Here is a 19,554-nt window from a genome sequence, read left to right as displayed (position 1 = left end):
TTCCCGGCCCGCATCGGAGGTGGCCGGATGAGCGCGTGGGAGCGCCTGGTCAAGCTGGCCAAGGGCGGTGACGTGGCCGGCGTCTTCCGCCTGCTCCTCGAGCTGGACGCCGGCGATCGCAAGGCGGTGGCGGAGCAGCTGCCGCGCCACCTGTCGGGGCTGCGGCCCGGGGACTGGTGGTCCTGGCGGCACCAGGTCAGGCCGTTGCGGCTGGCGGGCGTGGCGTGCCTGGGCGGCGCGGCGGCTGTCACGGCGTGGCTGTTCAGGCGCGAGTTCCAGTGGGCCGATCGCGACGACGACGAGCGCCTCATCCTGCTGCTGCGGCAGCGGCCGGCCGAGTGGCGGGCCGACGTGGCCCGCCGCATCGCCGCCCGCCTGCGCCTGCCCGAGCTGCGCCACTGGGAGGTGGCCGCGGCGCTCGTGCGCGAGACCGGGATCGAGCCGCCGGACGGCGACGCGTTCATGGTGGGCTGGTTACGCTCGCTCCACTCGCGGACGGCGGACACCGATCCGCTGTTCACCGCGTTCGCGCCGCGGCTCTTCGAGATCGACGGCCTGAGCGAGGCCCTTCCCGAGCAGGTGGGGACCATCGCCCGGCTCGTGGAGGACGGCCCGCTGGAGCGCAAGCCGGTCATCGACGGCATCGTGGGGCGGTTGCTGCGTGACGGGCCGTCGGCGCTGAGCGCCCTGGTCGTCCTGCACGATCGGCTCGACCTCGACATCGACGAGTCCGCCGAGCGGGCCAGAGACTACACCCGGCTGCTGCCTGCCGGGCCGGTGGCGGTGGCCGATCTGGCCCTGGCGCAGCTGCGGCGGCTGGAGGAGGCGGGGCGGCTGGAGGAGGAGCTGTTCGCCGAGGCGGTGGAGGCGCTGGCGTTCCGGCCGGAGAAGAAGCTGCTGCGCGCGGCCCTGTCGTGGGCCGGCGACGCCGTGCTGCGGGACGCCCGCCGCGCGGACGTCGTGCTGGCCGCCATGTCGCTGATCTTCGCGCAGGACACGCTGGCGCTGCAGGAGCGTGCCGTGCGGCTGGCCGTCAAGCTGGCCCCGCAGGCGGGGGAGGCCGGCCGGGAGGCGGTGCGGCAGGCGGCGGCCGGGCTGCCCGCCGAGTTGCTGGAGCGGGTCTCGGCGGCCTACGGGGGCGGCATCGCGGCCGAGGAGGTGACCGTCATGCCGCTGCCGGCGGTGGGGCAGGGGCCGGCGTTGCCGCCGCCGTACGCCTCGCCGGACCAGCTCGTACGCGCGGTGAGCGCCCGCGAGGTCGACCCGCACACGTTCGAACGCCTCCTGGCGGGGCTGGTCGAGTGGTCGCGGCGGGCGCCCGACGCGCTGCGCGAGGCGCTGCGCCCCTGGGTGGAGCCGTTCGACTCGGTCTTCTTCGGTCACAACGGCGAGGACCCCGTCCACGCCGTGCGCCGGGCGTTCCTGGCGTTCGCCTCGCCCGAGGCCGGGGGCTCGCTGCCCGCGCTCGACATCCGGCGGCCGCCGACCCTGGGCGGGTTCAAGCAGCTCTACTTCGGCCGCGCCGCCGAGCTCGCGCGCTCGTTCGAGGCGGGTGACGGCTACCCGGTCCTGCTGGCCACGCCCACGGCGGGCAGCGGCCACGTCGATCCCGGGGTGCTGCTCGACCGCCTGGAGCTGCTGGAGGCCGCCGGGGTGCCGGCGCTGCCCGGCGATCTGGTGCAGGCCCTGCTGCGGCTGCCCCGCGACGTCCCCGACGCGTGCGTGCGGCGGGCGCGGCGGCTGACCTCCGAGGCGGGCCGGGCGTGCGCCGCCTGGATGCGCGGCGGCGGGGTCCCCGATCCGCGGGTGACGGTCCACCTGCGCAACGAGCGTAACGGCTACTACCTGTCGGGTCTGCCGGCGCTGCGGTCCGTCGTGGACGCGCCGGACGATCTTCCCGAGGAGCTTCGCCCGCTCTACCGGCCGGAGACCGGCTACGCGTTCACGCTCGAGTGGTGGCCGCTCGCCATGCCCTCGCACCCGGAGATCGTGGCCGCGCACATGGTCTGGATGATGTCGATCTGCATCGACTTCAGCGACGCGCAGACGCAGGCGCTGGTCGGCCTGGCCCACGCCGACGGGCCGCTCGGCGGCGCCGTGGCGCACGCGCTCGCCTGCGGCATGGGCCACGCCAACGCCACCGACCGCGCCGCCGCCACCGACGCCCTCCTGACGCTGGCCGCCCGCGGCCGGGTGCCGGCGCAGGAGCTGGGGGAGACGCTCACGAAGCTGGTCGTCGGGGGGTTCCTCAAGCTCAACCGGGTGGCGTCGGTGCTCGACGACGCCACGCAGGCCGGGGCGCACGAGGCGGTGTGGGAGGTGGTCGTGCGGCTCTTGCCCGGGCTGCTGCCCCTGGAGGGCGAACGGTCCCGCGCGGGCGTGGCCGACCTGCTGGCGGCGGGGGCGCGGGCGGCCAGGATCGCCGGCGTACGGGCCGAGCTGCCGGAGGTGGCGGCGGTGGCGGCCCGCAAGGGGTCGAGCAGGCTGGTCCAGGAGGCGCGGCGGCTGCAGCACCTGGTCACCCTCCCCAAGAAATCTACTTTGTAAAGGCGCCGGGCCGATGATCATCCTCAATCCCGCGGAGAACAGCCTTGTCAGCAAGGTCGAGAGGCTCCTGTCACCTGCCGCGGTCGTCGGGTGGCGGCGGCTGGAGCCGTGGGCGGTCGCGCGGGCGGAGCTGAGCGGATCGCACGGCTCGGTGATCGTGAAGTGGATGCGGCTCCATGGGCCCGGCCTTCATCGTTCGGAGTCGTGGCGGCTGCGGAGCGAGGTGGCCGCCTTGGGGTTCCTGTCCGAGGATCTCGGCGTGCGGCTGGCCGCGCGGGTGGTGGCCGCGGACCTGGCGGCGGGGCTGGTGGTGTTGGAGGATCTGGCGCCGCGGGTGGCGCTGGACGGCCTGCTGCGGGCGGACGGGGCGGCGGCGCACGGGGAGCGGCTGGCGGCGTTCGCCCGGGTGCGCGGTGAGCTCAACGCCGTGACCGCCGGCCGGGCGGAGGTCTATTACGCGCGCAGGGCGGCTCTGGGGGCGGTCGATCGGGCGGCGGACTGCGCGGGGAGGTTCGCCGGGTTCCGGGAGGAGGGGCGGCTGCAGGTCGCGGCCTTGGGGGTGGAGGTCGCCGGTGGTGCCGAGCGGGAGCTGGCGGTGGTGCTGGAGGAGCTGGAGGATCCGGGGCCGTTCCTGGCGCTGAGCAACGGGGATCCGGAGGCCAACAACGTTCTGGTGCAGGCGGCGGGGGCGCCGGACGCGCGGGTGATCGATTTCGAGTTCGCCGGGTTCACGCATGCGCTGCATGACGCGGTCTGCCTGTACGTTCCGGGTCCCGCGTGGCTGTCGGTGGACGGGGGGATGGGGGCGGCGTACCGGCGGGCTCTGGCCGTGGGGGTGCCGGAGGCGCAGGACGATCGGCGGTTCGGGTTCGGGCTGGCGGCGGCGTGTTTCTCGTACATGTTGCTGCGGTTGCAGCGGTTGCCGCTGGTGGATGGGCGGGCGGCGGGTGATGACAGCCGGGTGCAGCTGGTGGCGACGGTGGAGGCGGCGGCGCGGGTGGCGGAGTCGTTCGGCGTGCTGCCGGGGCTGGCCGGGTGGGGGTGGCGGGTGGCGGAGGCGCTGCGGCGGCGGTGGCCGGACGCGGATGTGGACGTGGCGGGGTTACCGGCGTTCGCGGCGCGCCGCCGGTGAGGGGACTGTCCGTGGTGTGCGCCGGTGGCCGCGCACGGGTGCGCGGTGGGAGCGGGCTGTCTGTGGTGTAGCGGTCCCGGTGGGAACGGCCGTCCCTGGCATCGCCCGCGTGGTGTGGCAGACCCGGCGGGAAGCGGCCGTCCTTGGCAGCCCAGGTGGTGGGAGTGCTCACTCGCCGACGGCTACCAGATACCGAGCCTGCCCGAATTAGGTGGTGATGTCGGCTTCGATGTGGGTGACGGCGGTCATGGCGCCGTAGGCGAGCAGGTAGACGGTGCAGTGGTCGCTGAAGCGGCGGTCGGTGGCGCGCCAGGCGGCGACGTGCTCGTCGGTGATGGTGTGCGGCGCCAGGCCGGCGAGGATCGCGACCCGCGCCCCCGCGCGCTCGACCGGTGTCAGGCCGGCCAGAGCCTGGTCGAGCCGGTCGACGACCGGCAGGCGGCGGCCCCGGTGCTCGGCGATTATCTTGGCCGTCACGTCCGCGGCCTCAGCAGTGAGCAGGCCGGCGCCCTGGGCGGCGGTGGCGGTGAGGGCGGCGTACGCGGTGCCGATCGGGTGGTCGGCGGCCCACGGCGGGGGCGGCGCGGTGGGCAGGCCGTCCAGGAGGGGGAGCGTGGCGCCGGGGCGCAGGTCCTGGTCGAGCGGGCGCAGGACGGGGGCGCCGTCGAAGGGCGGTTCGTCGTCGGGGGCCAGGGTGCCGGGGGTCAGCCCGGCCGGCAGCATGGCGGCCGCGACCCGGTCGACGAAGTGCGTGAACAGGAGCGTGCCGAGGAATTCGGCGGCTTCCGGCCCGGCGGGGAACGGAGGCCGTTGCGGCTCCCGCGCGGCCACCCCGGTGGAGGCGGCCCAGTCCAGCAGCGCGGCGAGCCTGGCGTCGGCGGGCGGGTCGCCGCGTTCGATGGCCTCGGCCAGGTGCGGCTCGCCCAGCAGGCGCAGCACCGACAGGAACGCCTGGATGTCGTAGTCGAGGTCATTGGCCTGCGCCGCGCCCAGCGCCACGACGGCCTTCTCCAGCGCCGGGACGTCGCCGGCCAGCTGGCTCTCGCGCATGAGCGACCAGCCCGCGGCCATGAGCTCGGGGGAGGGCGACATCATCATCACGGCCGGGCCGATGCTGCTGAACTCGGCGTTGACCTGCGCGTACACCTCGCCCACCACGCCGCGGGCGCGGTGCGGGAGGACGGGGGTGATGTGCCGTACCAGGGTCGATGACATGGGGCGATGCCTTTCTTCGGATGAGGTGTCGAGCATCGCGGTCCGGGTGTGGTGGTGTCGTCGTCCCGGTGACGTCACCTCCCGATACTCCCCGGGGGGTATCGGGAGGTGCGGCTACGGCGGGTGGAGTAGGGACGGCGGCGCGCCCATGGACTGGACGCGCGTCGCGCTCAGGCGGCGACGACACCACCACCGAGTGTCGGGCGTGGCGGCCGGGCAGGCGACCGGGCGCGACAGCGCCCCGACGTCCGTCGAGGAGGTTACGGCCGGGCGTCCGTGAAAGGATCGTGGGTGGACGCCGTCGTCTCCCGTGAAGGACGTGGTCGGATGCACCGTTACCGGAACGGCAAGGTCGCGGCTGTGCTCGCCGTCGTCTACGCCGCTCTCGTGCTGGTTCTCGGCGTGGTCTCGCTGGTGATCCTGCTGACGGTGCGGGATCCGATCCTGCTGAGCGGCGTGGCGCTCGTCGGCGTCACCTTCCCTCTCGGCTGGCTGATCTGGTGGGGATGGAACCTGGTGCCGTTCGCGAACCCGGTGCTGCTCACCGTGGTCCTGGCCGGCGCCGGTCTGCTGCAGGCGTGGTTGATCTGGCGGATCTTCCGGGGTCGTCCGGTCCCCGGAGACGAGGTGTGATCGCGCGCCGCGGCCGTCAGATGGCGGCCGTGATCTCGTCGCGGTGCTCGTTCAGCCAGTCGTCGAGGGAGCGCAGGCGGGGGTTGAGCTCGCGTACCAGGCCGAGGTCGCGTACGCCGGTGAAGTAGGCGGACGCCTCGGAGTAGAACTCGAACATGTTGCCGATCTCGACGGCGCCGGGGAAGCCGGCGGCCCGCATCTGGTCGTAGGTCAGCGGCGCGTAGGTCACCGGCTCGCCGAGCAGCGTGGTGAACTTCTCCGCCAGCTCCTTGCCGTCGGCGTGCTCGCCGGCGATGCTCACGGTGCGGCCGACGAACTCCGGGCCCCGCCGGAAGATGCCCAGCGCGGTGCGGCCGATGTCCTCGGCGGCGATCATGGACATCGGGTTGCCCGCCATGGGCAGGGTCAGCACGAGGCGGCCGCTCTCGTCGCGGTGCGGGCCCTGCCCCTGGAGGAAGGCCTCGTAGTAGAAGGTGGTCTGCAGGAACGTGGTCGGCACGCCGAGACCGGTGAAGGCCGCGTTGGCCTCGGCCTTGGCGTCGAAGTGCGGCACCGCGTACTCCCCGAGCAGCGTCGGCACCTCGCGGCCCAGGTGGGCGAAGTGCGGCCGGGTGTCCTCGAGCGTGGACCACACGACGTGCCTGAGCGCGGCGGCCTTGGCGGCGCGGGCGGCGGCGTGCGCCTGGTCGATCTCCATGCGGGCGGCATCGCGGGCGGCCTCCTGCTCGGGGGTACGCCGGGCCCAGAAGTTGGTCACGACGTACGCGCCCCAGGCCCCGGCGAAGGCGTGGTGCGCGCTGTCCTCGTCGTCGAGGTCGGCGTACACGACCTCGGCGCCCTGCTCGGCCAGGGCGCGGGCCTGCGGGGAGGCGGTGTCGCGGGTGAGGGCGCGGACGGTGAACGGTCCGTCGGGGTCGGCGAGGATGGCGCGGACCAGCCCGCCGCCCTGCGCTCCGGTGGCCCCGACCACGGCGATGATCTTCTTGTCGGTCATGCCTCCACCTTGGGGGCGTTCTCGCGCGGGCGCCTGCCCCTGTCCTGGGTACCCATGCCAGGGGATGGGAACGGCCCGCGGATGTGGCGACAATGGAGGCATGGGAGAGCATCTGGGGGAGTTCCTTCGCGCCCGTCGTGCCGCGTTGACGCCCGAGGCCGGAGGCGTGCCGACCTACGGCGCGGCGCGCCGGGTGCCGGGCCTGCGCCGCGACGAGGTGGCGCAGCTGGCCGGGATCAGCGTCAACTACTACACGCGCCTGGAGCAGGGCGAGAGCCATCAGATGTCGGACTCGGTGCTGGAGGCGCTGGGCAACGCCTTCCAGCTGACCGCCGATGAGCGCATGCACCTGGTGCGGCTCGCCCGGCCCGAACAGGTGCAGGTGGCGCGCCGTCCCTACGGCCCCGAGCGGCTGCGCCCGTCGGTGGTGGCGCTGGTGGAGGGGGTCGCCGACCAGGCGGCGATCATCCTCGGCAGGTATTTCGACCTGCTCGGCGCCAACCGGCTCGGTTACGCTCTGTACGGTCTGAACCCTGGTCAGCGGGTGAACCTGGCGAAGACGATGTTCCTCGACCCGGCCATGCGCGACCTGTATCCCGACTGGGAGACGCACGCCGGCGAGGTTGCCGCCTACCTGCGCATGGCCACCGGCGACATGCCGGACGATCCCCTGCTGGCCGAGCTGATCGGCGAACTGAGCATCAAGAGCCCCGACTTCACCCGCGTCTGGGCCGCCCAGCGGGTCGCCGAGTGCACCTACGCGGTACGGCGGGTCAACCATCCCCTCGTCGGCCCGCTGGAGCTCAACGAGGAGACCATGCGCGTGCCGGACGACCCCGGCCAGCGGATCATCTTCCTCGGCGCGGCGCCCGGGACGGACTCGGCCGAGCGCCTGCAACTGCTCGACTCGCTGAGCTCCTAGCCGCGGGGCGAGGGCAGCAGGACCATCAGCGCCACCAGCACGGCCGCGGCCGGACACCGCGGCCGAGGTGGCGGCGGCCAGATCCGCGGGGGAGGCCGCGTTCTGCGCGAGAACGACCAGGTTCTGCATGAGCAGCCCGAAGCCGGCCCCCAGCACGCCGATCCCCACGGCGAGCAGCACGTACGGACTGCCGGGCTCGAGGCGGCTCAGCAGCGCGAATCCCAGCACCGCGATCACCGACCCGGCGATCAGGTACGGCTTGAACCGGCCGCCGCCGCTACACCCGCGACCACGTCATCCGCGTCCTGACGATCATCCGCGCGAAGGCGGGCGGGATGAGCCTGGAGCAGATCCGGGAGATGCTCGGCGCCTACGGCCTGGCCGAACGCCGGGCGCTCCTCCAGCGCCATCACGCCGAACCGGAGCAACGCCAGCGGGAGCCGGCGGCGTCCAGGGCGCTGATCGAGCACCTCATGCGGTGCACGGCCGACGACTTCACCCAGTGCCCCGACTACCGCCGCGTCGTGGAAGGCGCGGCCGGGCTCCACGACCACGGTGAGGGCGGGTGCCTGGTCTGAGCGGAGGTAATCTCGAGCGGGTCGTACGGGGGCGCCGCTACGCTCTCGAGCAACATCCCTCGGCCCGGAAGGAAGCACCTCGTGCGCACGTTCAAACTCCAGGTCCAGATGACCGTCGACGGCTACATGGCCGGCCCGGAGGGCGAGATGGACTGGCTGAGCTTCCCGTGGACCGACGACATCAACGCCTACATCGACGCGCTCACCGACGAGGTCGACTGCATCGTGCTGGGCCGCAGGCTCGCCGAGGGGTTCATCCCGGCGTGGGCGGCCGGGCCCGAGGGCGAGGACCAGAAGTCCATCGACCAGATGAACAACACGCCCAAGGTCGTCATCTCCAACACGCTCACCGAGTCGCCCTGGGAGAACGCCGTGGTCGCGGGCGGTGACCTCGCCGAGATCGTCAACGGGCTCAAGGCCCGGCCGGGCGGCGACATGATCGCCTACGGCGGCGGCACGCTCGTGTCGAGCCTGATCGCCCAGGGGCTGCTCGACGAGCTCCACCTGTTCGTCAACCCGGTCGCCATCGGCGCCGGGATGCCGGTGTTCGGCGACGCCGGCGACTACAGGCGGCTGCGTCTGGTCGCGGCCCGGCCGTTCGACTGCGGGATCACCGCGCTGCACTACGAACCTAAGCGCGCCTGACCCCGTCGCCGTCGGGGACGCACTCGATGACGGTGTGCCGCGGTGGGAGGTCGTGTACGGCGGCGACCCGCAGCCCGGCGGCCGCGGCCAGCGTCCGGTAGTCGTCGACGGTGCGTTCCCGGCCGCCGGTCAGGACCAGCATCCGCAGGTTCATCTCCGCGAACATGGCCGGATCGACCTCCGAGGTGCTGGGCGACTCCAGGATCAGCACCCGCCCGTGCCGGCCCGCCGCGGCGGCGCAGCGGCGCAGGATGGCGGTCGCCTCGGCGTCGGCCCAGTCGTGCAGCACCCGGTTGAGCACGTACGCGTCGGCGCCGGCGGGCAGTTCGTCGAAGAAGCTGCGCCCGACCGTCTCGCACCGGTCCGCCAGCCCGCGCTCGGCCAGGTAGCGCCGCGCGCGGGAGACGGTGTCCGGCAGGTCGATGAGCACGCCCCGCAGGCCGTCGTGCCGCAGCAGCAGTTCGGCCAGCAGCTTCCCGGTGCCGCCGCCGACGTCGGCCACCCGGCTCAGCGCCTGCCAGTCGTAGCCTTCCGCCAGCTCGCGGCCCCCGGCGTTGACGGCCATCGTCGCGTCGAAAGAGGCGCTCAGCTCGGGGTCGGCGTCGAGATGGTCCCAGAACGGGGCGCCGAAGACGGCGGGCCAGGCGGGCAGGCCGGTCCTGACCGTGTCCTGCAGGCCGGTGAAGGCCAGGTCCATCCGGCCGCCGAACCCGTCCAGGTCCAGCCACCGCCACGCCGCGGACGGGTGGTCGCGGCGCAGCAGGGCGGCGGTCCCGTTCGTCGCGAACGTGCCGGGCTTCGGTTCGGCGAACACGCCGCGGCCGACGAGGTGGCGCAGCACCCGGCCCAGCGCGTCGGGATCGGCGCCGGCGCGGTCGGCCAGGTCGTCGAGGTCGCAGCCGTGCTCGTCCACCAGATCGGGCAGCCGCAGGGTCACGGCCACCCGCAGTGCCATGGGGGTCATCAGGTCCATCAGCGGCGTCAGGGCCCGCCAGGCGGCGGCCCCGTCCAGGGCGGTGTCGTCGCTCGTCATGTGCCCATGATGCGCCCCAGTTTAGGAATCTACAATGTAAAGGGCGTGGGTCAGGGACAACTCACGTCAACAGCCACACCTCAAAAGCCGCTCCGAGCGGCTCACTTGTGGAGGGTCTGGTTGAAGCGCAGCATGTTGCCGGCGGGGTCGCGGAAGGCGCAGTCGCGGACGCCGTAGAACTGGTCCATCGGCTCCTGCAGCACCTCGCCGCCCGCGGCGCTGATGCGTTCGAAGGTGGCGTCGCAGTCGTCGGTGGTGAAGATGATGCCGCGCAGCAGGCCCTTGGCCATCAGCTCGGCTATGACCTGTTTGTCGGCCGGTGAGGCGTTGGGGTCGGCGAGGGGTGGTTCGAGGACGATGTCCACGTCCGGCTGGGAGGGCGACCCGACGGTCACCCAGCGCATCCCCTCGTAGCTGACGTCGTTGCGCACCTCGAGGCCGAGGACGTCGCAGTAGAAGGCGAGCGCCTTGTCGTGGTCGTCGACGGCGATGAAGCAGGTGGAGAGCTTGATGTCCATGCGTTTCAGCCTATGGGGGAGAGGTGGGGCTCGCTTCTCCGTTCCTGACGGGTCGCGTGTAGATCTTGGCCATGCAGGCGGGGATGTCGGCGGCGTGGTCGTGGTCGCGGGCCCGGTAGGCGCTCGGGCTCTCGCCGACCAGTTGGGTGAAGCGGGTGCTGAAGGAGCCGAGTGACGTACAGCCGACCGCGAAGCAGACCTCGGTGACGGACAGGTCGCCGCGTCGCAGGAGGGCTTTGGCCCGTTCGATGCGGCGGGTCATCAGGTAGCTGTAGGGCGTCTCGCCGAACGCGGTGCGGAAGCTGCGGGAGAAGTGGCCCGGTGACATCAGGGCGTCGCGCGCCAGCGCGGGGACGTCGAGGGGCTCGGCGTAGTCGCGGTCCATCCGGTCGCGGGCCCGCCGCAGTCGGACGAGATCGTCGAGGTCCTGCCGTTTCACCTGGTCAGTGTCTCACAGCGGCCGGGGTGCGACCGGTCAGGAATGGAGAAGCGCGCTTGGGTACGGTGCGGCTAGCGTGGCGAGCACAGACCTCACCTTTTCGAACAGGAGTGAACCATGAGCGACTCTTCCACCCAGGGGATCAAGACGGTGCTGCACCCGGTGTCGGACCTGGCGAAGGCCAAGGCGGTGTACGCGGCCCTGCTGGGCGTCGAGCCGGTGGCCGACGGGCCCTACTACGTCGGGTTCGAGGCCGCGGGCCAGCACATCGGGCTGGTGCCGGCCGGGGGTCCGCAGGCGATGGCCTCGCCGGTGGCCTACTGGCACGTGCCGGACATCGAGGCGAAGCTGGCCGAGGTGACCGCGGCCGGCGCCACGGTGAAGGAGCCCGTGCGTGACGTCGGCGGCGGGCGGCTGGTGGCCACCGTGACCGACGTCGACGGCAACGTTCTGGGGCTGCTTCAGGACCGGTGAGCGGCGACCGTACCGACCCCAAAAGCCAGACATAATGCTCGAAACTGGTCGGATCGAGCCAGGCGACGCCGACGGAGACCGCGCAGGGCGGTCCTGCCAACAGATGGAGACATGATGAGCAAGGCCACGAGGACGGACCCGCAGTCGCCTGCGCCGCACGTTGCCGACAGCCACGATCTGATCCGCGTGCACGGCGCGCGCGAGAACAACCTCAAGGACGTGAGCATCGAGATCCCGAAGCGCCGGCTGACGGTGTTCACCGGCGTCTCCGGTTCGGGCAAGAGCTCGCTGGTGTTCAACACGATCGCCGCGGAGTCGCAGCGGATGATCAATGAGACGTACAGCACCTTCGTGCAGGGTTTCATGCCGACGCTGGCGCGGCCCGAGGTGGACGTGCTGGACGGGCTGACCACCGCGATCATCGTGGACCAGCAGCGCATGGGCGCCGACCCCCGCTCCACGGTGGGCACCGCCACCGACGCCAACGCGATGCTGCGCATCCTGTTCAGCCGGCTCGGGCGGCCGCACATCGGCTCGCCCAACGCCTTCTCCTTCAACGTCCCGTCGGTACGGGCCAGCGGCGCGATCACCGTCGAGCGCGGCGCCAAGAAGACGGAGGTGCAGACCTACACCCGCACCGGCGGCATGTGCACGCGCTGCGAGGGCCGGGGCGCGGTCTCCGACATCGATCTCACCCAGCTCTACGACGACTCCAAGTCGCTGGCCGAGGGCGCGTTCACCATTCCCGGCTGGAAGTCCGACAGCTTCTTCACCGTGCGGGTCTACGCCGAGTCCGGCCTGCTCGACCCGGACAAGCCGATCCGCGACTTCACCAAGAAGGAGATGCAGGACTTCCTCTACCGGGAGCCGACCAAGGTGAAGGTCGAGGGCGTGAACCTCACCTTCGAGGGGCTGATCCCGAAGATTCAGAAGTCGTTCCTGTCCAAGGACCGGGAGGCGATGCAGCCGCACATCCGGGAGTTCGTGGACCGGGCGGTGACCTTCACCACCTGCCCCGAGTGCGACGGCACCCGGCTCAGCGAGGCGGCCCGTTCCTCGCGGATCAACGGTGTCAACATCGCCGACGCGTGCAGGATGCAGATCAGCGATCTGGCCGAATGGATTCGCGGCCTCGAGGAGCCGTCGGTGGCGCCGCTGCTGGCGACGCTGCTGCGGACTCTGGAGTCGTTCGTGGAGATCGGGCTGGGCTACCTGTCGCTGGAGCGGCCGGCGGGCACGCTGTCGGGCGGCGAGGCGCAGCGGGTCAAGATGATCCGCCACCTGGGCTCCTCGCTCACCGACACCACCTACGTCTTCGACGAGCCCACGATCGGCCTGCACCCGCACGACATCCAGCGGATGAACGACCTGCTGCGCCGGCTGCGGGACAAGGGCAACACGGTGCTCGTCGTGGAGCACAAGCCGGAGGCGATCGCGATCGCCGACCACGTCGTGGACCTGGGCCCCGGCGCCGGTACGGCGGGTGGCACCGTCTGCTTCGAGGGCACCGTCGAGGGGCTGCGGGCCAGCGGCACCGTCACCGGGCGTCACCTCGACGACCGGGCCGCGCTCAAGGAGAGCGTGCGCAAGCCGACCGGGACGCTGGAGATCCGCGGCGCGAGCGCGAACAACCTGCGTGACGTCGACGTCGACATCCCTCTGGGGGTGCTGGCCGTCGTCACCGGGGTCGCGGGCTCCGGCAAGAGCTCGCTGGTGCACGGGTCGATCCCGGCCGGCGCGGGCGTGGTGTCGATCGACCAGGGCGCGATCCGGGGCTCGCGGCGGAGCAATCCGGCGACCTACACCGGGCTGCTCGACCCGATCCGCAAGGCGTTCGCGAAGGCCAACGGCGTGAAGCCGGCGCTGTTCAGCGCCAACTCCGAGGGCGCCTGCCCCGCCTGCAACGGCGCCGGCGTCATCTTCACCGACCTGGCGATGATGGCGGGCGTCTCCACCGTGTGCGAGGAGTGCGACGGCAAGCGGTTCCAGGCCTCGGTGCTGGAGCACCGCCTGGGCGGCCGCGACATCAGCGAGGTGCTGGCGATGCCGGTGGCCGAGGCCGAGGAGTTCTTCGGCGCCGGCGAGGCGCGTACGCCGGCCGCGCACGCCATCCTCGGCCGGCTCGCCGACGTCGGGCTCGGCTACCTGAGTCTCGGCCAGCCGCTCACCACGCTGTCGGGCGGCGAGCGGCAGCGGCTCAAGCTGGCCACCCGCATGGCCGACAAGGGCGGCGTCTACGTGCTGGACGAGCCGACGACCGGCCTGCACCTGGCGGACGTGGAGCAGTTGCTCGGCCTGCTGGACCGGCTGGTCGACTCCGGCAAGTCGGTCATCGTCATCGAGCACCACCAGGCGGTCATGGCGCACGCCGACTGGATCATCGATCTCGGCCCGGGCGCCGGTCACGACGGCGGCCGGATCGTGTTCGAGGGCACGCCCGCCGATCTGGTCGCGGCCCGCTCCACCCTTACCGGTGAGCACCTGGCGGCCTACGTCGGAGCATGATCGGGGCGCTCGCGTGGCCTGGTGCCGTGCGGGCGCGGGCGTGTGAATAGACTTGTCCGACGTGACGTCCAAGCCGCGTATCCCGAATGTCCTGGCCTCGCGTTATGCCTCGCCGGAGCTGGCCCGCCTGTGGTCCCCCGAATACAAGATCATCGCTGAGCGGCGGTTGTGGCTGGCGGTGCTGCGGGCGCAGGCCGAGCTGGGCGTGGCCGTCCCGGAGGGCGCGGTCGACGACTACGAGAAGGTGGTCGAGCAGGTCGACGTCGACTCGATCGCGGCGCGTGAGCGGGTGACGCGGCACGACGTGAAGGCGCGCATCGAGGAGTTCAACGCGCTGGCCGGGCACGAGCAGGTGCACAAGGGGATGACCTCGCGCGACCTGACCGAGAACGTCGAGCAGCTGCAGATCCGCGACAGCCTGCTGCTGGTGCGTGACCGGGTGGTGGCGTTGCTGGGGCGCCTGGCGTCGCTGGCCGAGGAGCACAAGGCGACGGTGGTCGCCGGGCGTTCGCACAACGTGGCGGCGCAGGCGACCACGCTGGGCAAGCGTTTCGCGTCGGCGGCCGATGAGCTGCTGGTGGCCTACCGGCGGCTGGAGGAGCTGATCGGCCGCTACCCGCTGCGCGGGATCAAGGGACCGGTGGGCACCGCGCAGGACATGCTCGACCTGCTGGGCGGCGACCTGGGCAAGCTGGCCGAGCTGGAGGAGAAGGTGGCCGCGCACCTGGGGTTCGCGCACCGTTTCACCAGCGTGGGGCAGGTTTATCCGCGTTCGCTGGATTTTGAGGTGGTGACGGCGCTGGTGCAGCTGGCGGCGGCGCCGTCGTCGCTGGCCAAGACGATCCGGCTGATGGCCGGGCACGAGCTGGTCACCGAGGGGTTCAAGGAGGGGCAGGTCGGCTCGTCGGCGATGCCCCACAAGATGAACACCCGCTCCTGCGAGCGGGTCAACGGCCTGGCCGTGGTGCTGCGGGGCTACGCCTCGATGGCGGGCGAGCTGGCGGGCGACCAGTGGAACGAGGGCGACGTGTCGTGCTCGGTGGTGCGCCGGGTGGCGCTGCCGGACGCGTTCTTCGCCTTCGACGGGCTGGTGGAGACGATGCTGACGGTGCTGGACGAGTTCGGCGCCTTCCCGGCGGTCATCGCCGCGGAGCTGGACCGCTATCTGCCGTTCCTGGCCACGACGAAGATGCTCATGGCGGCGGTGCGGGCCGGGGTGGGCCGGGAGAGCGCGCACGAGCTGATCAAGGAGCACGCGGTGGGGGCGGCGCTGGCGATGCGCTCGCGCGGCGCCGGCAACGAGCTGCTCGACCTGCTGGCGGCCGACACGCGCTTCCCGCTGGACCGGGCCCGGCTGGAGGCGCTGCTGGCCGACCAGGTGTCGTTCACCGGGGCGGCCGCCGACCAGGTGGAGGCCGTCACGCGGCAGGTGGGCGAGGTCGTGGCGGCGCACCCGGAGGCGGCGGCCTACCGGCCCGGCGCCATCCTGTGACGAGCTGTGGTGATACGGGAGTTACGCGACGACGCCGAGGTGCGCGCCGCGTGCGGTGACGACGACCTGCTGGTGTGGGCGGCGCAAGGGCTGCGCGGTGGAGCGCGGGCGTGGGCGTTGGGCGGGGCAGTGGTGGCCGCCGGCCCTGGGGCCTCGCGCCGCGACCGGCTGGGCGTGTGGGGTGCGCTGCCGGACGCGGTGGAGCTGGTCCGGTACGCGCTGGCCGAGCTGGGCCCCTCCTACCGGCCGTTCGGGGAGCTGGAGCTGGTACGCCAGGTGACGGCCAAGCTCGACGGTCTGCGCGAGTCCGGGACGTTCTCCTCGATGAGCCTGCCGGCGCTGCACGACCCGGCCCCGGATGGGGTGGGCTGGCTGGAGCCGGAGGCCGAGGCCGAGGTGGCGGCGCTGCTGGCGGCCGATGCGCCCGACTCGTACGCGGTGCCCGGCCTCGCCGGGGTGCGCCGGTGGGCCGGGGTACGCGTCGGCGGCGAGCTGGCGGCGGTGGCGGCCGACGCCTGGCCGGCGCCCAGCGTGGGGCTGCTGGCCGGGGTGGCGACCAAGGCGGGCATGCGGGGGCGTGGGCTGGCCGATCGGGTGTGCCGGTGGGCGTCGGCGGAGCTGCTGGCCGCCTACGGGCGGGCGGCGCTGATGGTCGACGATGACAACGTGGCGGCCATCACGGTCTATGAGCGGATCGGCTACCGGCGCAGGCGGGTGATGGCCTCTCGCGTCGCCGGATGACCGGGGGCGCCGGGGACGCCGGTGGCGCCGGGAAAATCGGGTGAGGTTCGGGCGGCGCTGGGGCAGAGTTGACGGCGTGATGTCCGATTTTGTACCTGGTATTGAGTTGTCCCGCGCCTTCTACGGCGAGGTGGTGGCGCCTTTGGTGTCCGGGGTCGCGCACAGTGCCGCGTTGATCGGGCCGGGGTCGGAGGTGCTGGAGTTCGACACGGCCCGCTCGACCGACCATGACTGGGGGCCGCGGGTGCTGGTGTTCGTGGCGCCCGGGACGGCGCCCGAGGTGCGGGAGAAGGTGGTGGCGGGCCTGCCGGAGCGTTTCGGCGGTTTTCCGACCGTGTTCGGTTACCACGGCAGCGTGCAGCCCGGGGTGGCGGTGACGGAGCTGGGGCCGTGGCTGGTGGAGCGGCTGGGGTTCGATCCGCGGGCGGGGGTGTCGCTGCTGGACTGGTTGTCGGCGCCGTGGCAGAGCCTGGCCGAGGTGACGCGGGGCGAGGTGTTCCACGACGGGCTGGAGGCCGCCGTTCCCGGGGGCGGGCTGGAGGCGGCCCGGGCGGCGTTGCGCTGGTATCCGGAGGATGTGTGGCGGTATGTGCTGGCGTGTCAGTGGCGGCGGATCGCCCAGGAGGAGTCGTTCCCGGGCCGGTGCGGTGAGGTGGGCGATGAGCTGGGCTCGGCCGTGGTGGGGGCGCGGCTGGCGCGGGAGGTGATGCGGCTGGCGCTGCTGTTGCGGCGGCGCTACCCGCCGTACGCGAAATGGCTCGGCAGCGCGCTGGCGCGCATGCCGGGCTCGACGGAGCTGGGGGAGTGCCTGGGGGCGGCGCTGGCGGCGCGCTCCTGGCGGGAACGGCAGCAGGGGCTGTCGGGGGCGTACGCGCGGGTGGCGGCGCTGCAGAACCGGGTGGGGCTGGCCGAGCGGCTGGATGAGCGGGTGCGGGGGTTCTTCGACCGGCCGTTCGAGGTGATCGGCGGGGACCGGTTCGTGCAGGTGCTGCTGGAGTCGGTGTCGGACCCGGTGATCAGGGGGTTGCCGGTGGTGGGGTGCGTGGATCAGCTGTCGGATTCCACGGACCTGCTGGTGGCGCCGGGGCGGGCGCGGGCGGTGACTGCGGCGGCTCTCGGCCTCGAAGCTTAGTGATCTACATTGTAAAGGGCGCGGGTGGTTGTGCCGTCCCCTTCACCCCGTAAAAATCACAACTCCACCAGGGCGGAGGCCAGCTCCTCGACGCGGATGCGCCAGGCGTCGAGGGTGGTGGTGTCGCCGGTGTGGGTGACGATGAGCCGGGCGCCCTGGCCGGTGCCCTGGGTGAGCTCCCAGCGGACGGGGCCGGTCGGGGTGTCGTACTCGAGGAGTTTGGCGCTCTCGGTGCGGGTGACCGGGCCGGGCTGGAGGCCGGCTGCGGTGAAGGGGGCGGGCGGGGGGTCGCCGGGGGTGGCGTCGTCGCCGTTGAGCAGGTGCCAGATGTCTTCGGCGGGGCGGGTGAGCTGGCGTTCGACGCGTACGTCGCCGTTTTCGGCGGTGGCGGGGACGAGGCCGAGGATGGCGATGTAGTCCTCGTGGAGCCGGGCGAATTCGGCGGGTTGTTTGTCGGCGGGTTGCTGGGTGGGGCGCTGATCGAGGTGGTGGAGCAGGGCGCTGAGGCAGGTGTGCCAGCCGGAGGCGAAGCTGGCGGCGCCGTGGTGGTCGGTGAAGGTGTGGGTGAGGGTGAGGATGCTGGCGTGGGGGCCGTCGGGGTGGATTTCCCAGCGGAGTTCGTCGTCGCCCCAGGTGTGGGCGTAGGTGTGGGGTGGGTTGTTCTCGGTGATGTGGCCGTCGGGTCCGAAGCCGTAGCTGATGCGGTCGCCGTCGATGGTGATGGTGGCGGGGAACCAGTGGGCGAGGTGTTGGGGCTGGGTGATGGCGCGCCAGATCTTTTCGGGTGGGTGGGGGAGGCGGCGTTGCATGCGCAGGGTGGTGCGGCCGTCGGGGTGGATGGTGAGGTTTTCGTTCATTGGTCGTCTTCCATGGTGTCGAGGTGGTGTTCGAGGCGGTCGAGGCTGTGGTTCCAGAGTTTGCGGTAGGGGGTGAGCCAGGCGTCGATTTCGGCGAGGGGGGCGGGGCGGAGTTCGTACCAGCGGCGTTGGGCGTCTTTGCGGACGGTGACGAGGCCGGCTTCGCGGAGGACTCGGAGGTGTTTGGAGGTGCCGGGTTGGGTGAGGCCGAGGTGGGTGGTGAGTTCGGTGACGGAGCGGGGGCGTTGGAGGAGTAGGTCGAGGATGTGGCGGCGGGTGGGTTCTGCGAGCACGTCGAAGCGCATGGCTCGTTAATATACCCCGCTGGCTATATACCTTCAAGGGCATGTATTGGTCGCTGGACTCTCCCTCGGTGGGAGGGTCCATGCTGGTGGGCGTGGACGAGGAGTTGCTGCCGATCGGGCAGTTCGCCCGGTTGGGGCGGTTGAGTGTGAAGCAGTTGCGTCACTATGACGAGCTGGGGTTGTTGCGGCCGGCGCGGGTGGACGCGGTGACGGGTTACCGGTATTACCGGGCGTCGCAGGCTCGGGTGGCGTTGTCGATCGCGTTGCTGCGGTCGTTGGATGTGCCGCTGGCGGTGGTGGGCGAGGTGTTGTCGGGTGGGGCGGGGGCGCTCGCGGGGGTCAGGGAGGATCTGGAGGCGGAGTTGGCGCGGCGGCGTCGTACGCTCGCGTCGCTGGAGCGGGTGATGGCGGAGGGGTTGCCGTCGGTGCCGGTGCGGGTGGTGGAGGAGCCGGCGCGGCGGGTGGTGGTGGCGAGGGAGTGGGCGGCGGGTCCGGAGGATGTGGGGCGGGCGACGTCGGCGGCGCTGTCGCGGTTGCGGGGTCCCGCCGGGCCGGTTCGGTTGATCGGGTTGTTTCCGTTGGATTGGGGTGAGGTGTTCGAGGTGGAGGGGGCGCGGGTGCTGGGGGATGGGGAGGGTGGTGGGGGTGCGCCGGTGCGGGTGTTGCCGGGGGGCAGGTTCGCTTGTGCGACGCATGTGGGGCCTTATGACCAGATGTCGTTGACGGCGCATGCGGTGCTGGCCTGGTGTGGCGAGCGCCGGGTTGCGGTTCGGGGGCCGGTTCGTGAGGTGTACGTGTCGGATCCGGCCGTGACCTCGCCTGATTGTCTTGTCACGCAGTTGATGATCTGTTTGGAGGAGTCGTGAATCCTGAGCTGGCGACGTACGGTCCGGTGACCTGTCTGAACGTGACGGGCATGGGTGAGCCGGGCGGTAGTGAGCATGTGTCGGCCATCGGGGCGTTGTATGCGGTGGCGGCGGGGATGGGTGGTCCTGTGGGGCCGCTGGAGGGGTTGTGGTTCGTGGAGGATGAGCGTCCGGGGTTGGAGGTGCCGCGGGAGTTGTGGCGCTGGCATCTGCTGCTGCCGCTGGCGGGGGTGCCGGAGCCGGGGTTGGTGGAGCGGGCGCGGGAGGAGGCGCGTTCGTCGGGGGCGGCGGTGGATCGGGTGCGGGTGGCGACGTTCACGGAGGGTGAGTGTGTGGAGGTGCTGCATGTGGGTGCCTTCAGTGAGGAGTATCGGTCGTTGGCGGTGATGGAGGCGTTCATGGCGGAGCGGGGGCTGGTGCCGAATGGGCCGCATCATGAGGTGTATCTGACGGCTTTCGATGATCCGCAGCCGCGTACGGTGCTGCGTCAGCCGGTGCGTCAGGGGCCGGTCTAGGGGTCTCGCGG

At 72.1% G+C, this 19,554-nt stretch carries 19 protein-coding genes and 1 pseudogene; 13 read left to right on the top strand and 7 right to left on the bottom strand.

Features of this window, described 5'->3' with window-relative positions:
• Positions 1–27 precede the first annotated feature (27 nt).
• Both H4W80_RS06925 and H4W80_RS06920 read left to right on the top strand, forming a co-directional pair.
• Positions 28–2,547 carry a DUF7825 domain-containing protein gene (locus H4W80_RS06925; RefSeq protein WP_192784303.1) on the top strand — a complete coding sequence of 840 codons (2,520 nt, stop codon included), beginning with the start codon at positions 28–30 and terminating at the stop codon, positions 2,545–2,547.
• Positions 2,548–2,560: 13 nt separating this feature from the next.
• Positions 2,561–3,679: a phosphotransferase gene (locus H4W80_RS06920; protein WP_192784302.1), complete on the top strand. Its 1,119-nt coding sequence runs from the start codon at positions 2,561–2,563 to the stop codon at positions 3,677–3,679.
• Positions 3,680–3,886: 207 nt separating this feature from the next.
• On the opposite strand, the gene H4W80_RS06915 is transcribed toward H4W80_RS06920, so the two are convergent.
• Positions 3,887–4,894, bottom strand: a complete 1,008-nt coding sequence (locus H4W80_RS06915; protein ID WP_192784301.1) for a carboxymuconolactone decarboxylase family protein — start codon at positions 4,892–4,894, stop codon at positions 3,887–3,889.
• A gap of 327 nt (positions 4,895–5,221) precedes the next feature.
• On the opposite strand from H4W80_RS06915, the gene H4W80_RS06910 reads away from it, so the two are divergent.
• The gene (locus H4W80_RS06910; protein ID WP_192784300.1) at positions 5,222–5,527 is read left to right on the top strand and encodes an SCO4225 family membrane protein; all 306 of its coding nucleotides are present in this window, start codon (positions 5,222–5,224) and stop codon (positions 5,525–5,527) included.
• 16 nt (positions 5,528–5,543) lie between these two features.
• Here H4W80_RS06910 and H4W80_RS06905 read toward each other — a convergent pair whose 3' ends face one another.
• Positions 5,544–6,521 (bottom strand): NmrA/HSCARG family protein, encoded by a 978-nt coding sequence (locus tag H4W80_RS06905; protein WP_192784299.1) that lies wholly within the window; start codon positions 6,519–6,521, stop codon positions 5,544–5,546.
• Positions 6,522–6,621: 100 nt separating this feature from the next.
• Between H4W80_RS06905 and H4W80_RS06900 the strand changes: the two genes are divergently transcribed.
• The 3 genes and pseudogenes from H4W80_RS06900 (at position 6,622) to H4W80_RS06890 (ending at position 8,666) form a co-directional block, all read left to right on the top strand.
• Positions 6,622–7,443 carry a helix-turn-helix domain-containing protein gene (locus H4W80_RS06900; protein WP_192784298.1) on the top strand — a complete coding sequence of 274 codons (822 nt, stop codon included), beginning with the start codon at positions 6,622–6,624 and terminating at the stop codon, positions 7,441–7,443.
• Positions 7,444–7,718: 275 nt separating this feature from the next.
• Positions 7,719–8,021, top strand: a pseudogene (locus tag H4W80_RS06895) (MerR family DNA-binding protein); the annotation flags it as partial.
• 81 nt (positions 8,022–8,102) lie between these two features.
• Positions 8,103–8,666: a dihydrofolate reductase family protein gene (locus tag H4W80_RS06890; RefSeq protein WP_192784297.1), complete on the top strand. Its 564-nt coding sequence runs from the start codon at positions 8,103–8,105 to the stop codon at positions 8,664–8,666.
• Here the strand turns inward: H4W80_RS06890 and H4W80_RS06885 are convergent.
• The 3 genes from H4W80_RS06885 to H4W80_RS06875 all read right to left on the bottom strand — a co-directional run bounded on the left by H4W80_RS06885 (position 8,653) and on the right by H4W80_RS06875 (position 10,602).
• Positions 8,653–9,699, bottom strand: a complete 1,047-nt coding sequence (locus H4W80_RS06885) for a methyltransferase (protein ID WP_192784296.1) — start codon at positions 9,697–9,699, stop codon at positions 8,653–8,655. The two genes, H4W80_RS06890 and H4W80_RS06885, sit on opposite strands and share 14 nt — an antisense overlap.
• A 101-nt stretch (positions 9,700–9,800) precedes the next feature.
• Entirely contained in the window at positions 9,801–10,217 is a 417-nt protein-coding gene (locus H4W80_RS06880) for a VOC family protein (RefSeq protein WP_192784295.1), read from the bottom strand.
• A gap of 10 nt (positions 10,218–10,227) precedes the next feature.
• A complete protein-coding gene (locus H4W80_RS06875) occupies positions 10,228–10,602 on the bottom strand; it encodes a helix-turn-helix transcriptional regulator (protein ID WP_225964573.1) in 375 nt (124 codons plus the stop codon).
• Positions 10,603–10,773: 171 nt separating this feature from the next.
• Between H4W80_RS06875 and H4W80_RS06870 the strand changes: the two genes are divergently transcribed.
• From H4W80_RS06870 to H4W80_RS06850, 5 genes are all read left to right on the top strand, one after another.
• Positions 10,774–11,130, top strand: a complete 357-nt coding sequence (locus tag H4W80_RS06870) for a VOC family protein (RefSeq protein WP_192784293.1) — start codon at positions 10,774–10,776, stop codon at positions 11,128–11,130.
• Between the two features lie 114 nt (positions 11,131–11,244).
• Positions 11,245–13,635 (top strand): ATP-binding cassette domain-containing protein, encoded by a 2,391-nt coding sequence (locus H4W80_RS06865; protein ID WP_192793325.1) that lies wholly within the window; start codon positions 11,245–11,247, stop codon positions 13,633–13,635.
• Positions 13,636–13,696: 61 nt separating this feature from the next.
• Positions 13,697–15,127, top strand: coding sequence for an adenylosuccinate lyase (gene purB / locus H4W80_RS06860; RefSeq protein WP_192784292.1), 1,431 nt, complete (start codon positions 13,697–13,699; stop codon positions 15,125–15,127).
• A gap of 6 nt (positions 15,128–15,133) precedes the next feature.
• The gene (locus tag H4W80_RS63410; RefSeq protein WP_318786733.1) at positions 15,134–15,868 is read left to right on the top strand and encodes a GNAT family N-acetyltransferase; all 735 of its coding nucleotides are present in this window, start codon (positions 15,134–15,136) and stop codon (positions 15,866–15,868) included.
• 106 nt (positions 15,869–15,974) lie between these two features.
• On the top strand, positions 15,975–17,000 hold the full coding sequence (locus H4W80_RS06850; RefSeq protein WP_318786732.1) for a DUF4037 domain-containing protein: 1,026 nt from the start codon (positions 15,975–15,977) through the stop codon (positions 16,998–17,000).
• Between the two features lie 56 nt (positions 17,001–17,056).
• On the opposite strand, the gene H4W80_RS06845 is transcribed toward H4W80_RS06850, so the two are convergent.
• Both H4W80_RS06845 and H4W80_RS06840 read right to left on the bottom strand, forming a co-directional pair.
• Entirely contained in the window at positions 17,057–17,857 is an 801-nt protein-coding gene (locus H4W80_RS06845; protein WP_192784290.1) for an SRPBCC domain-containing protein, read from the bottom strand.
• A complete protein-coding gene (locus H4W80_RS06840; RefSeq protein ID WP_192784289.1) occupies positions 17,854–18,162 on the bottom strand; it encodes an ArsR/SmtB family transcription factor in 309 nt (102 codons plus the stop codon). The genes H4W80_RS06845 and H4W80_RS06840 overlap by 4 nt, the downstream gene beginning before the upstream one ends.
• Positions 18,163–18,242: 80 nt before the next feature.
• On the opposite strand from H4W80_RS06840, the gene H4W80_RS62505 reads away from it, so the two are divergent.
• Together H4W80_RS62505 and H4W80_RS06830 are read left to right on the top strand one after the other, a co-directional pair.
• Positions 18,243–19,028: a MerR family transcriptional regulator gene (locus H4W80_RS62505; protein WP_192784288.1), complete on the top strand. Its 786-nt coding sequence runs from the start codon at positions 18,243–18,245 to the stop codon at positions 19,026–19,028.
• The gene (locus tag H4W80_RS06830; protein ID WP_192784287.1) at positions 19,025–19,543 is read left to right on the top strand and encodes a hypothetical protein; all 519 of its coding nucleotides are present in this window, start codon (positions 19,025–19,027) and stop codon (positions 19,541–19,543) included. Before H4W80_RS62505 ends, H4W80_RS06830 begins: the two co-directional genes overlap by 4 nt.
• Positions 19,544–19,554 lie beyond the last annotated feature (11 nt).

Origin of the sequence: Nonomuraea angiospora, from assembly GCF_014873145.1 — a bacterium.
In the GTDB taxonomy this organism is placed as follows: domain Bacteria; phylum Actinomycetota; class Actinomycetes; order Streptosporangiales; family Streptosporangiaceae; genus Nonomuraea; species Nonomuraea angiospora.
Note: the sequence above shows the minus strand (reverse complement) of the source record. Positions and strands in the feature narration are given on the sequence as shown.